The organism is Rodentibacter sp. JRC1, from assembly GCF_020521555.1.
GTDB lineage: Bacteria > Pseudomonadota > Gammaproteobacteria > Enterobacterales > Pasteurellaceae > Rodentibacter > Rodentibacter abscessus.
The window spans coordinates 2,267,299-2,280,366 of record NZ_BPWA01000001.1 but is presented as its reverse complement, the minus strand read 5'-3'; the positions used below and the strand labels follow the sequence as shown (position 1 = coordinate 2,280,366).

5 protein-coding genes are annotated in these 13,068 nt (G+C 44.9%); 3 read left to right on the top strand and 2 right to left on the bottom strand.

Annotation, left to right across the window (positions count from 1 at the left end; all coding sequences use genetic code 11):
* Positions 1-9: 9 nt before the first annotated feature.
* Positions 10-1,389 carry a melibiose:sodium transporter MelB gene (melB, locus tag HEMROJRC1_RS10320; RefSeq protein WP_226692828.1) on the bottom strand — a complete coding sequence of 460 codons (1,380 nt, stop codon included), beginning with the start codon at positions 1,387-1,389 and terminating at the stop codon, positions 10-12.
* A 231-nt stretch (positions 1,390-1,620) separates the two neighbouring features.
* Here melB and melR point away from each other — a divergent pair, with 231 nt between their 5' ends.
* From melR to tyrS, 3 genes are all read left to right on the top strand, one after another.
* Positions 1,621-2,556 carry a transcriptional regulator MelR gene (gene melR, locus HEMROJRC1_RS10315; protein WP_226692827.1) on the top strand — a complete coding sequence of 312 codons (936 nt, stop codon included), beginning with the start codon at positions 1,621-1,623 and terminating at the stop codon, positions 2,554-2,556.
* A 38-nt stretch (positions 2,557-2,594) separates the two neighbouring features.
* Positions 2,595-3,314: a DNA/RNA nuclease SfsA gene (sfsA, locus tag HEMROJRC1_RS10310; protein WP_226692826.1), complete on the top strand. Its 720-nt coding sequence runs from the start codon at positions 2,595-2,597 to the stop codon at positions 3,312-3,314.
* A 227-nt stretch (positions 3,315-3,541) separates the two neighbouring features.
* Positions 3,542-4,729: a tyrosine--tRNA ligase gene (tyrS, locus tag HEMROJRC1_RS10305; RefSeq protein ID WP_226692825.1), complete on the top strand. Its 1,188-nt coding sequence runs from the start codon at positions 3,542-3,544 to the stop codon at positions 4,727-4,729.
* A 242-nt stretch (positions 4,730-4,971) separates the two neighbouring features.
* Here the strand turns inward: tyrS and HEMROJRC1_RS10300 are convergent, their stop codons facing one another.
* On the bottom strand, positions 4,972-13,053 hold the full coding sequence (locus HEMROJRC1_RS10300; protein WP_226692824.1) for an FG-GAP-like repeat-containing protein: 8,082 nt from the start codon (positions 13,051-13,053) through the stop codon (positions 4,972-4,974).
* Positions 13,054-13,068: the final 15 nt, after the last annotated feature.

Genomic DNA, 13,068 nt, shown 5'->3' with positions numbered 1-13,068 from the left:
GCTACCCTCTTAATATTTGGTTTCTACGTTGCGATATTTATCTAATAAAGTGATGTTCACTTTTGCCAATAAATCACCATGCAGTTTGTAATAACGGAAGTACACGAATAATTTGATAAGGTAAAAGAAAATCGGCAATCCGATCATAATCACCTTCATATAGAACAAGGTGGTTTCACTTTGCGGAACGTTCGGCACGTAATCAATGGCGGTTAATAACACCCCGATTAGGAATGCGGACACTGCCGAACCCGCTTTCACAACCATTGTTTGCACCGCATAAGCAATACTTTCGGAGCGAATACCTAGTTTGTATTCACCATAATCCACCGTATCCGCCACCATAATCACCTGTAATGTCCAAAATAACGCACTACCGATTTGCATAAAGATACCTGCAAGGACAATTAAGAAAATACTATGATGATCGGCAAGTCCCGTATAAGCCAAAATCGCACAGCTGATAATTGAGCTTGCAGAAATGGTGATCCACAAAATGCGGCGTGAAAACATTTTTGCCAAACGTGCAAACAAGATGATAATCGCAAGGTTCGCAATACCGGCATAGGACATATAGTAAGGGAACATTTCTTTATCGCCGACCACATAAGTGAAGTAATAAACGGCAAAACCCGAAATGATATTACCGGCAATGTTGTAGCAGAGTGCCATTATCAGTAAACTGGAAAGCTGGTCATTACGCGGGATAAGTGATACCAAGGTTTTAAGCGGTACTTTTTTCTGGGGTTCGGCGGTTTCAATCGCATCGGAAGAATATTTTTCTTTCACATTGGCAAGCGTAATAACGGTTGAAATAACAAAGAATGCAATAATCACCAATGTAAACATTCTAAATCCAAAACCTTTATCATCACCGCCTACCGCATCCACAAACGGCATACAAACGCCGGCAGTAACGAAACCTGCAAGACTTGCGAAAAAACGGGGATAAGGCACAAGCTCTTCACGTTCACGTTGATCAAGGGTTAAAGTTGGGGTGAGCGACCAAAATGGAATATCCATTAGCGTGTAAGTCATTCCCCAAAGAATATAAGTAACGGCAATATAAACAATAAGTGCGGTGCCGGAAAAATAATCGGCGCAAAAAAGTGAGAAAAGCGAAATGGAATTAAGAATCGTACCAATCAAAATCCAAGGTTTAAACTTTCCCCAACGTGAGCGTGTATTATTTACAATCCAACCCATGATAGGATCATTTAAAGCATCCCACACACGAGCCACCATAAAGATCGTTCCGACAATCGCACCGGATACCCCCAATACATCAGTGTAATAATACATCAGATACATATATACGATGCCAATGGCAAAATCTTTACCATAAGCCCCTAAACCAAAACTGATTTTGGTTTTCATTGACAAACTCATAAATGGCTCCTCTCCGTAACAAACGATAAATTCGGGGGGTTATCATCACAAAAAGACTATCCTTTTCCTATATCGTTTTCTCATGCAAAATTCCCGAAAGCTCATTTTTCGAGATCGACATAACAAAAAATGAGTTTTCAGGAAAGAGTTCTAGGAAAATAGGAATTCATCAAAAAATTCGGTATAATCTGACCGCACTTTTCTCCCTGAGATATTTGGTAGGAACGTATTATGAAACCTGAAGATCTTGCACTCGGTTATTTTGACTCGGAAAACTCTCTCGGTAGCAAAACCACCAGTCCTTTATCTTTGCCTTTAGAAAAACAATCGCTACGCGTAAAACTTTGGCAACCGCCAGTAAATATGCCGGCTCACCACTGGCACGGACACATAGAGATCAACATTCCCTTTAACGGTGATGTGGAATATTTTTACAACGGTTCTTTCATTACGATTAAAGAAAATCATATTGCCGCTTTTTGGGCTTCTATTCCACACAGTTTGGTCAATCGTAGAAATTGCACGGAAATGGCGGTGATTGATATTCCTGTTCATCAATTTCTTTCTTGGCAGTTACCGGACAATCTTGTTACCCACATCACACACGGTGTCGTGATTCAGTCTAAAAACGCTGCACTTGCCGGTGTCTTTGAAATTACCCGCTGGGAAAATGAACTGGCAAAAAACAATAATAATCGCAACCAATTGGTTTATAACGAAGTGCAATTACTGTTAAAACGATTAGAACTCGATGGTTGGGAAGTATTATTAAAAACCCACTACGAGCCCAATTTAGGCGGAAAATCCTCTCGCCATACACAACATTACGTGATTGAAATGCTTAACTACATCGGTAGCCATTTCAACCAAGCACTCACTGTTTCACAGGTCGCAAGTGCGGTCGGTTTAAATGCGAATTACGCAATGGGACTTTTCCAAAGTGCAATGCAATTAACTATTAAGCAGTACATTACAATGATGCGTGTTAATCACGCCAAAGCTTTATTAAGCGATACCGATAAAACAATATTGGATATTTCACTGACGGCAGGTTTTAATTCCCTCAGCCGATTTTATGAAAATTTCCAAAAATATACCGGTTCATCACCGATGAACTATCGAAAACAAATGCGAGGCAGTATGTCAATTCAACATGCCTCTAACTAAAACAGTGAAAAACTCAACAAACTTTTATAAGGAATTTTATGCAACTCCCGACGCTACAATCTGCGAAATTAATTCGCCGCTACAAACGCTTTCTTGCAGATATTGAACTTGCCAATGGTGAAGTGATGACTATTCATTGCGCCAACACCGGTGCAATGACAGGCTGTGGTGAAAAAGGCGACACGGTATGGTATTCCCATTCCGACAGCCAAACCCGCAAATATCCGCATTCTTGGGAACTTACCCAACTTGCCAACGGGCAACTCTGCTGTATTAACACGCACCGTTCTAACCAACTTGTGCTTGAAGCCTTACAAAATAAGCAAATCAAAGAACTGGCAATGTACGATGAAATTTATCCTGAGGTAAAATATGGTGAAGAAAACAGCCGTATTGATTTTTTGTTGAAAGGTAAAAATTTGCCTGATTGCTATGTGGAAGTGAAATCCATTACTTTGGTAAAAGGTGAATTAGGTATGTTCCCCGATGCCGTTACTACGCGCGGACAAAAACACGTGCGCGAATTGTTAGCGATGAGAAAACAAGGTCATCGGGCTGTGGTACTATTTGCCGGTTTGCATAATGGTTTTGATCGTTTCAAAATCGCAGAATCTATTGATCCCGAATATGATCGCTTATTGAAAGAGGCAATCGAACAAGGCGTAGAAGCTTATGCTTATGCCGGAGAATTTGAGATTTCAGATGGTATTCCGACCGCACTTTCTCTCACTGAAGCAGTCCCTTATATTCATAGATAATTTTTTTGAGAATTATTTTTATTTATTTGTTGACATCATTATTGAGAACAATTATCATCTGCTCATTCCAACAATAATATAGAGTTTCTTCTTCATTTGAAGCACTCAGCAGATAATCACTCCAACATTCCCGCCTATTTCCCCACAAATAGGCGTTTTTTTTATTCACAAATCTATCAGAATCCCTATAATAAAGCCTTTCAGAAAAACATAAACAGGAAATACAAATGACTGATATTAATACCGTTCTCGCGGAACTCAAGCGCGGTACTGATGAAATTCTTTCAGAAGCCGATTTAATTGAAAAACTGAAAGAAAATCGCCCATTAAAAGTAAAATTAGGCGCAGATCCCACGGCACCCGATATTCACTTAGGGCATACGGTTGTATTAAATAAATTACGCCAATTCCAGCAACTTGGTCATGAGGTTTATTTCTTAATCGGCGATTTTACCGGTATGGTGGGTGATCCATCCGGCAAAAATACCACACGTCCGCCACTTAGCCGTGAGGATGTGCTGCGCAATGCGGAAACCTACAAAGAACAAATTTTCAAAATTCTTGATCCGCAAAAAACCCAAATTGTTTTTAATTCCGACTGGTTGGGTAAATTAGGTACGGAAGGAATGATTCGCCTTGCAAGCAATTATACGGTTGCACGTATGTTAGAGCGTGATGATTTCAAAAAGCGTTTTACCAATAATCAACCTATTGCGATCCACGAATTTATTTACCCGTTATTACAAGGTCATGATTCTGTGGCATTAGATGCCGATGTAGAATTAGGCGGTACCGATCAAAAATTCAATTTGCTTGTCGGTCGTGAATTACAAAAATCTGCCGGCAAAAAACCACAGGTTGCAATCACACTTCCGCTGTTAGTCGGTTTAGATGGCGAGAAAAAAATGTCCAAATCCCTTGGAAACTACATTGGCGTAACAGAAGCACCAAATGAAATGTTTGGTAAAGTAATGTCGATTTCCGATGAATTAATGTGGGATTGGTACGATCTACTTTCCTTCCGTCCACTAACTGAAATTGCACAGTTAAAAACAGACGTTGAAAACGGTAGAAACCCGCGTGATGTGAAAATTTTACTGGCAAAAGAATTAATCGCCCGTTTCCACGATGAAGAAGCTGCTAATGCTGCGGAACAAGAATTTATCAACCGCTTCCAAAAAGGCGCAATGCCGGATGAAATGCCTGAGTTTACCTTTAACGGTGAAATCGGTTTAGCAACGTTATTAAAAGAAGCCGGATTAGTCCCTTCTACTTCAGAAGCGATTCGCGCCGCACAACAAGGCGGTGTGAAAATAAACGGTGAAAAAGTAGATAACGTTAAAACCAATGCACCAAAAGGCACAAATGTTTACCAAGTGGGTAAACGTAAATTTGCCCGCGTAACAGTAAAATAAAAATACAAGGCAAAATAACCGCACTTCTTTCTTCAAAAGTGCGGTTATTTTTCAATACGATTTAACTGTTGTATAAGAAATCGCATCAATTCAAAAAAAAACAAAGGCAATGTCAATCACATTGCCTTTTATTCTATCGGAAATTAAATCATAAAAATCTGCACCCTAGATACTTAGTGATTTAAGTAAACTCCTAGAGTGCAGATTATTCTTTACATAGTATTGCTGTACAAACTAAATAACTAGATTAGCTGTACCGTTACCCCCTCCTGAATGAGTAGTTGTGCACCAAAATCTGCTCCCGTTTGGTTATAAGCATTGTAACTTACCCCCTCATGCGTTACTGTCGTTGGATCATTTTCCCATTCGCCTTGAGTTAATTTAACAACATCACTGTTATCCCCTAAAACTTTTACTTGGTGTTTAGCAATATCATTAAAAGATCTCAAATTATGGTTCATATCAAGTACATCTTTAGCTTGAATAGTTAGCGTTCTCGCAGCGTTATCCCCCCCATTGAGATCAATAACTTCAATATTTGAAATACGAGACATTCCGACACCGGAGGCCATATATCCTAAGCCTGAATTACTGATTTTTGTCAAATCAATATTCGTTACATCGCCCGCAAACTCCAAAGTATCAATACCTTGTCCACCATCCACACGGGCCACTCGTCCATCGGTATCATAACTACTCCGCTCTAAGGCATCGAGATTACTTTTATTTAAAACAATAACATCATTGCCTTGTCCTGAGTAAATGACATCAGCTCCGCCATTACCGATAATTTTATCATTGCCTTTTGAACCTGCAATAAAATCACTATGTTTGGTACCTAATGTATCTTCACCGCTAATAGCCTGGAATGTTGGTGAAACATTGAGCTCTTTATGCCCTAGGAAGATTGCCGCCTTTCCTGCTTCCTTGATATCAGCATCAGCTTCTTGCGGTACCAGCTTAGGTGTCCCTTCTTTTGTTGTGGCAACTTTATCTAATAGAGCAAAGTCAGTTAACCCGTCTCCATTAAAATCAGAAAAACCGGCAATCGCTAAACCGTGTGAATTAGAATCAGCGATAACAATGCCTTTTACGCCAAGATTTGTCAGGTCAAGAGAATCACTACTATTTTTACCAAAGAGTACATAGTTACCGCCACTTGAGGTTGCAACAATGAAATCACTTAAACCATCGCCATCTAAATCACCAATACCGGATACGGCTACTTTACCATTAAATATCGTATCACTTCCGGTAATGGCAAAACCGCCATTCCCACCAGCAACATTATCAGCTAATGTAACACTGCCTTTTGATGTTCCACCAAAAACAACATAGCCTTTTTTATTTGCTTCGGAATATACAATAGCATCCGCATAGCCATCGCCATTAACATCGCCCGCAGCATAAACACTATCTACATCAATATTAAAGGCAAGACGATTATCATTGCTTAAACCATCTGCACTACCAAAGAAAATTCCTTTGTTTGTTACAACATCAGCATAACCATCACCATTAAAATCACCTAATGATGCAGCTCGAGGGGCTTTGGCAGCTATATTTGATGACTCAAGTGTATCAGAGAAATCAAGATTTTTCTGATTAGGCGCAATTTTGTCCGATAAGTCATTTTTACCAAAATAAACATTTGAGGAATTTCTTCCTAATACTGCCACATCGGCTAATCCATCACCATTGACATCCCCAAGGTTCGCAACGCCCATTACACCGCCATCTAAATTGCTATAATCTAAATTAGCTCTCGGTGAACCTCTACCTACACCTGAAATTAAGGTAACTTCAACCCCTTCAGCTTCATAAGGTTTTACAGACATTGCTGTTCCTCTTGGTATACGAGAATACCTAGATGAGTAATCTAATGTTGTTGTTAAAATATCATTTTTACCATCACCATTAAAATCACCTAAACCAGTCTGAATATAACTAGGACGAGGAATATCTATACCTGTTAGTTTAAAATCAGGATTATCACTTTCGTTTGGACTCAAAACATCAAGTTTATCTCGGTTAGCTGACATCGAAACAAAAGAATCATTCCGTCCAGGAATAAACGTTCCCAATGGGGAAATCGTAACTCCGTATGTTTCTATTTTCTTCATTGATTCAGCAAAACTCTGATCTTCACCTCTTATTACAGTAACATCAAAGATATCTGCTGCATCAGGTGTACTTGGGGGTACATCACTGCTTGAAGCGGTAAATGAATGCTTTTTAACCGTTAATGGTTGATCTGCAGGTACTTCGTATTTCCAATTACCTTCACCATCAGTCTGAACCTCAGCAAACTTAACCCAATGCTTACCAATATCTTGCTCAAATAGATAAATAGTACTGTTTGGTGATTGGCTGGTTCCCTTCAAAATTAGGTTTGCATCATCGGTCGTTGTACCACTTTGCATATCCGTTCCTTGAACATCACCGACCTGATCTTCATAAGCGGTAATCGTAACTTTACTACTTTTATCCGTACCTGCATTGACAACATCTGCATCAGCTGTATTGCCTTTCTCATCCGTACCTTTAGCGTTTACCGGTTCACCGTCTTTCACTTGGTCTGCCGGAATCACGATTTTGCCATTTTCAAAAGTTGCGCCTACCGGATTTGGCTCTTTAATCGCCCAATTTCCATCAGCACCTTTTTCTGCCACGACGGTTTGCTCTTTACCATCATTGTCTTTCACGGTCACTTCCACTTTCGTGTTATCCGTACCCGGCGTCACTTCAACTTTACCATCCTCATCCGGTGAGACAATCGTCGGTTTATCTGCCGTTGTGTCTGTTGACGGTACCGCAACCGGATTAACCTCATCGACTCGGGTTTGTAATGCCTCTTGTCCTTCCGTTCCTGCCGGTAAAGCTTTCACTGCCGCATCCGCTTTCGCTTTTGCCTCTTCTACCGCTTTATTCGCATCTTCGATGGCTTTCACTTCTTCCGGCGTGATGGTGCCGTCTTTGTTCGCAGCTTCAAGCAGTTTTTCCGCCGCCGCTTCTGCCGCTTCCGCTTTTTTCACTAAGTCTTCCGCAGCTGCTTTCGGATCTGAAATTGGCGGTACCGCAACCGGATTCACCTCATCGACTCGGGTTTGTAACGCCTCTTGTCCTTCCGTTCCTGCCGGTAAAGCTTTCACTGCCGCATCCGCTTTCGCTTTTGCCTCTTCTACCGCTTTATTCGCATCTTCGATGGCTTTCACTTCATCCGGCGTGATGGTGCCGTCTTTGTTCGCAGCTTCAAGCAGTTTTTCCGCCGCCGCTTCTGCCGCTTCCGCTTTTTTCACTAAGTCTTCCGCAGCTGCTTTCGGATCTGAAATTGGCGGTACCGCAACCGGATTCACCTCATCGACTCGGGTTTGTAACGCCTCTTGTCCTTCCGTTCCTGCCGGTAAAGCTTTCACTGCCGCATCCGCTTTCGCTTTCGCCTCTTCTACCGCTTTATTCGCATCTTCGATGGCTTTCACGTCTTCCGGCGTGATGTTGTTATCTGCCTTCGCATCATCAAGGACTTTTTGTGCCGCCGCTTCTGCTTCTTCCGCTTTTTTCACTAAGTCTTCCGCAGCCGCTTTCGGATCTGAAATCGGCGGTACCGCAACCGGATTCACCTCATCGACTCGGGTTTGTAACGCCTCTTGTCCTTCCGTTCCCGGCGGTAAGGCTTTCACTGCCGCATCCGCTTTCGCTTTCGCTTTCGCCTCTTCTACCGCTTTATTCGCATCTTCGATGGCTTTCACGTCTTCCGGCGTGATGTTGTTATCTGCCTTCGCATCATCAAGGACTTTTTGTGCCGCCGCTTCTGCTTCTTCCGCTTTTTTCACTAAGTCTTCCGCAGCCGCTTTCGGATCTGAAATCGGCGGTACCGCAACCGGATTCACCTCATCGACTCGGGTTTGTAACGCCTCTTGTCCTTCCGTTCCCGGCGGTAAGGCTTTCACTGCCGCATCCGCTTTCGCTTTCGCCTCTTCTACCGCTTTATTCGCATCTTCGATGGCTTTCACGTCTTCCGGCGTGATGTTGTTATCTGCCTTCGCATCATCAAGGACTTTTTGTGCCGCCGCTTCTGCTTCTTCCGCTTTTTTCACTAAGTCTTCCGCAGCCGCTTTCGGATCTGAAATCGGCGGTACCGCAACCGGATTCACCTCATCGACTCGGGTTTGTAACTCCTCTTGTCCTTCCGTTCCCGGCGGTAAAGCTTTCACTGCCGCATCCGCTTTCGCTTTCGCCTCTTCTACCGCTTTATTCGCATCTTCGATGGCTTTCACGTCTTCCGGCGTGATGTTGTTATCTGCCTTCGCATCATCAAGGACTTTTTGTGCCGCCGCTTCTGCTTCTTCCGCTTTTTTCACTAAGTCTTCCGCAGCCGCTTTCGGATCTGAAATCGGCGGTACCGCAACCGGATTCACCTCATCGACTCGGGTTTGTAACTCCTCTTGTCCTTCCGTTCCCGGCGGTAAAGCTTTCACTGCCGCATCCGCTTTCGCTTTCGCCTCTTCTACCGCTTTATTCGCATCTTCGATGGCTTTCACGTCTTCCGGCGTGATGTTGTTATCTGCCTTCGCATCATCAAGGACTTTTTGTGCCGCCGCTTCTGCTTCTTCCGCTTTTTTCACTAAGTCTTCCGCAGCCGCTTTCGGATCTGAAATCGGCGGTACCGCAACCGGATTCACCTCATCGACTCGGGTTTGTAACGCCTCTTGTCCTTCCGTTCCCGGCGGTAAGGCTTTCACTGCCGCATCCGCTTTCGCTTTCGCCTCTTCTACCGCTTTATTCGCATCTTCGATGGCTTTCACGTCTTCCGGCGTGATGTTGTTATCTGCCTTCGCATCATCAAGGACTTTTTGTGCCGCCGCTTCTGCTTCTTCCGCTTTTTTCACTAAGTCTTCCGCAGCCGCTTTCGGATCTGAAATCGGCGGTACCGCAACCGGATTCACCTCATCGACTCGGGTTTGTAACGCCTCTTGTCCTTCCGTTCCCGGCGGTAAGGCTTTCACTGCCGCATCCGCTTTCGCTTTCGCCTCTTCTACCGCTTTATTCGCATCTTCGATGGCTTTCACGTCTTCCGGCGTGATGTTGTTATCTGCCTTCGCATCATCAAGGACTTTTTGTGCCGCCGCTTCTGCTTCTTCCGCTTTTTTCACTAAGTCTTCCGCAGCCGCTTTCGGATCTGAAATCGGCGGTACCGCAACCGGATTCACCTCATCGACTCGGGTTTGTAACGCCTCTTGTCCTTCCGTTCCCGGCGGTAAAGCTTTCACTGCCGCATCCGCTTTCGCTTTCGCCTCTTCTACCGCTTTATTCGCATCTTCGATGGCTTTCACGTCTTCCGGCGTGATGTTGTTATCTGCCTTCGCATCATCAAGGACTTTTTGTGCCGCCGCTTCTGCTTCTTCCGCTTTTTTCACTAAGTCTTCCGCAGCCGCTTTCGGATCTGAAATCGGCGGTACCGCAACCGGATTCACCTCATCGACTCGGGTTTGTAACGCCTCTTGTCCTTCCGTTCCCGGCGGTAAGGCTTTCACTGCCGCATCCGCTTTCGCTTTCGCCTCTTCTACCGCTTTATTCGCATCTTCGATGGCTTTCACGTCTTCCGGCGTGATGTTGTTATCTGCCTTCGCATCATCAAGGACTTTTTGTGCCGCCGCTTCTGCTTCTTCCGCTTTTTTCACTAAGTCTTCCGCAGCCGCTTTCGGATCTGAAATCGGCGGTACCGCAACCGGATTCACCTCATCGACTCGGGTTTGTAACGCCTCTTGTCCTTCCGTTCCCGGCGGTAAGGCTTTCACTGCCGCATCCGCTTTCGCTTTCGCCTCTTCTACCGCTTTATTCGCATCTTCGATGGCTTTCACGTCTTCCGGCGTGATGTTGTTATCTGCCTTCGCATCATCAAGGACTTTTTGTGCCGCCGCTTCTGCTTCTTCCGCTTTTTTCACTAAGTCTTCCGCAGCCGCTTTCGGATCTGAAATCGGCGGTACCGCAACCGGATTCACCTCATCGACTCGGGTTTGTAACGCCTCTTGTCCTTCCGTTCCCGGCGGTAAAGCTTTCACTGCCGCATCCGCTTTCGCTTTCGCCTCTTCTACCGCTTTATTCGCATCTTCGATGGCTTTCACGTCTTCCGGCGTGATGTTGTTATCTGCCTTCGCATCATCAAGGACTTTTTGTGCCGCCGCTTCTGCTTCTTCCGCTTTTTTCACTAAGTCTTCCGCAGCCGCTTTCGGATCTGAAATCGGCGGTACCGCAACCGGATTCACCTCATCGACTCGGGTTTGTAACTCCTCTTGTCCTTCCGTTCCCGGCGGTAAAGCTTTCACTGCCGCATCCGCTTTCGCTTTCGCCTCTTCTACCGCTTTATTCGCATCTTCGATGGCTTTCACGTCTTCCGGCGTGATGTTGTTATCTGCCTTCGCATCATCAAGGACTTTTTGTGCCGCCGCTTCTGCTTCTTCCGCTTTTTTCACTAAGTCTTCCGCAGCCGCTTTCGGATCTGAAATCGGCGGTACCGCAACCGGATTCACCTCATCGACTCGGGTTTGTAACGCCTCTTGTCCTTCCGTTCCCGGCGGTAAGGCTTTCACTGCCGCATCCGCTTTCGCTTTCGCCTCTTCTACCGCTTTATTCGCATCTTCGATGGCTTTCACGTCTTCCGGCGTGATGTTGTTATCTGCCTTCGCATCATCAAGGACTTTTTGTGCCGCCGCTTCTGCTTCTTCCGCTTTTTTCACTAAGTCTTCCGCAGCCGCTTTCGGATCTGAAATCGGCGGTACCGCAACCGGATTCACCTCATCGACTCGGGTTTGTAACGCCTCTTGTCCTTCCGTTCCCGGCGGTAAGGCTTTCACTGCCGCATCCGCTTTCGCTTTCGCCTCTTCTACCGCTTTATTCGCATCTTCGATGGCTTTCACTTCTTCCGGCGTAATGGTGCCGTCTTCGTTCGCATCTTTAAGCAGTTTTTCCGCCGCCGCTTCTGCTTCTTCCGCTTTTTTCACTAAGTCTTCCGCAGCCGCTTTCGGATCTGAAATCGGCGGTACCGCAACCGGATTAACCTCATCGACTCGGGTTTGTAACGCCTCTTGTCCTTCCGTTCCCGGCGGTAAGGCTTTCACTGCCGCATCCGCTTTCGCTTTTGCCTCTTCTACCGCTTTATTCGCATCTTCGATGGCTTTCACTTCTTCCGGCGTGATGGTGCCGTCTTTGTTCGCATCTTCAAGCAGTTTTTCCGCCGCCGCTTCTGCCGCTTCCGCTTTTTTCACTAAGTCTTCCGCGGCCGCTTTCGGATCTGAAATTGGTGGTACCGCAACCGGATTCACCTCATCGACTCGGGTTTGTAACGCCTCTTGTCCTTCCGTTCCCGGCGGTAAAGCTTTCACTGCCGCATCCGCTTTCGCTTTTGCCTCTTCTACCGCTTTATTCGCATCTTCGATGGCTTTCACTTCTTCCGGCGTGATGGTGCCGTCTTTGTTCGCATCTTCAAGCAGTTTTTCCGCCGCCGCTTCTGCCGCTTCCGCTTTTTTCACTAAGTCTTCCGCGGCCGCTTTCGGATCTGAAATCGGCGGTACCGCAACCGGATTCACCTCATCGACTCGGGTTTGTAACGCCTCTTGTCCTTCCGTTCCCGGCGGTAAGGCTTTCACTGCCGCATCCGCTTTCGCTTTCGCCTCTTCTACCGCTTTATTCGCATCTTCGATGGCTTTCACTTCTTCCGGCGTAATGGTGCCGTCTTCGTTCGCATCTTTAAGCAGTTTTTCCGCCGCCGCTTCTGCTTCTTCCGCTTTTTTCACTAAGTCTTCGGCGGATTCTCCGGCATCAACCTTACTTGTAGAGCTACCCGAACTTCCATTATTAGCCGCAATAGCAATACCTGTAACAAGTGGAACAAGTGTAAGCAACCACCACGGGTTAAACGCCCAAAATGCACTAGTTAATTCTTCACCGCCAAGGGCTTGTGGCGCAACAACTTCTTCGGCAAGCATACTAACCGCATCGGATTTTAAACCTGATTCCGGTACATACGCATACATATTGCCGTTTTCATGTTGACCGACTAATAAATTTGTTACTTCTTCCGATTGATCGTTACCATAGTAGTTTTTTATTACTACATCAGCGTTCATATCACCATCTTCAAGAAAGATTTTTAAATCCTTTCCTTCACGTTTAGTAATAATATTTTGCGGACCAAGCCCAGTTTGATCATCAATTAATTGATAATTTGATTTATCTCTGGCCTCAATTACCAAAGCATCACCCTGATTAATTTGATGGCTGGCAATAACTTTTTTAGCACTTAATACTTTTAATGTTGTTGACATAAAATTTCTCCTAAA

Coding starts and splice junctions, on each gene's coding strand:
- melB (WP_226692828.1), bottom strand. CDS start 1,389: ATGAGTTTGTCAATGAAAACCAAAATCAGTTTTGGTTTAGGGGCTTAT.
- melR (WP_226692827.1), top strand. CDS start 1,621: ATGAAACCTGAAGATCTTGCACTCGGTTATTTTGACTCGGAAAACTCT.
- sfsA (WP_226692826.1), top strand. CDS start 2,595: ATGCAACTCCCGACGCTACAATCTGCGAAATTAATTCGCCGCTACAAA.
- tyrS (WP_226692825.1), top strand. CDS start 3,542: ATGACTGATATTAATACCGTTCTCGCGGAACTCAAGCGCGGTACTGAT.
- HEMROJRC1_RS10300 (WP_226692824.1), bottom strand. CDS start 13,053: ATGTCAACAACATTAAAAGTATTAAGTGCTAAAAAAGTTATTGCCAGC.